The 1,172-nt window shown below is 72.9% G+C and carries 1 protein-coding gene and 1 pseudogene; one reads left to right on the top strand and one right to left on the bottom strand.

The genetic code is table 11. The annotated features are described in order from the left end of the window. Nucleotides 1-301: pseudogene (locus ACSNOC_RS27750) on the bottom strand (hypothetical protein); the annotation flags it as partial. Between the two features lie 201 nt (nt 302-502). Here ACSNOC_RS27750 and ACSNOC_RS27755 point away from each other — a divergent pair. Continuing rightward, nucleotides 503-1,172 (top strand): sporulation protein (locus ACSNOC_RS27755; RefSeq protein ID WP_436750332.1); only part of this gene is annotated, 670 nt, incomplete at its 3' end.

Genomic DNA, 1,172 nt, shown 5'->3' on the forward strand with positions numbered 1-1,172 from the left:
CGTGGAAGGCGAGCGGGGGCGGCGGCAGCGGGTCGGCGGGGGCTCCCGGGCCGACGTGGCAGGTGCTGCCGGGCCGCTCGAAGTCGACCGGATCGATCAGGGGGAGGACGCGGATCTCGGTCCGGGGCGGGGTTCCGGGACCGGCCCCCGGCGGCCCGGCGCCGTGGTCGGCGGCGGTGGCGGCCGACGCGGCCGGTGCGGAGAGGCCGAGGGCGCACAGCAGGGAGACGATGACGAACGCACAGCCGGAAACGGCGGCGCGTCTGGCGCCGCCGGGTCTATGACCATGTATTCGCATCATCGTCGGCCATGGTACTCATCCAGCCGTGCGGGCAAAGGCCCCGGAAGACGCCGGGCCGCATCGGTGACCCGGTCGCGGAGCGGTCCGGCCGCGGTCGCCGCGGCCGACCGGTTCGGTGGTTCGCCCGGTAGCGTGGGCACGGCCGTGGCGCATGGATGAGTCGCGGCCTACTCGACGTGTACAGAAGGAGAACGGGGCGGGATGGTATTCAAGAAACTGCTCGGGGCGCTGGGCGTGGGCGGCCCCTCGGTGGACACGGTGCTCAACGGCGCCGTCGTCCCCGGCTCGGCGCTGACCGGCCAGGTCCTGGTGCGCGGCGGCTCGATGGACTCGGAGATCACGCACGTCACGCTGCACTTCGTGGCCCGCGTCGAGGCGGAGGGCGGCGACTACGAGACGCAGGGCGACATCGCGTTCCACGGCCAGACGGTCGGTGGCGGCTTCAAGCTGGCGGAGGGCCAGCAGTTCGCCATCCCGTTCTCGGTGCAGGTGCCGTGGGAGACGCCGATCACCGAGATCTACGGCCAGCCGCTGGGCATCGCCCTGGGCGTCAAGACGGAGCTGGCGGTGGCCGGCGCGGTCGACCAGGGCGACCTCGACCCGCTGCTGGTCCGCCCGCTGCCCGTGCAGGAGGCGATCCTGGAGGCGTTCGGGCAGCTCGGCTTCGGCTTCAAGTCCGCCGACCTGGAGCTGGGCCGGATCGGCGGCACGGGCCAGACGCTGCCGTTCTACCAGGAGATCGAGATCACGCCGCCCCCGCGGTACGCGCACGTGATCAACGAGATCGAGATCAGCTTCATCGCCTCGCCGTCGGGCGTGGAGGTGGTCCTGGAGGCCGACAAGCGCGGCGGCTTCTTCGCGGGCGGCGGCG

The sequence above is a fragment of the Streptomyces sp. URMC 129 genome (assembly GCF_051386415.1).
GTDB lineage: Bacteria > Actinomycetota > Actinomycetes > Streptomycetales > Streptomycetaceae > Streptomyces.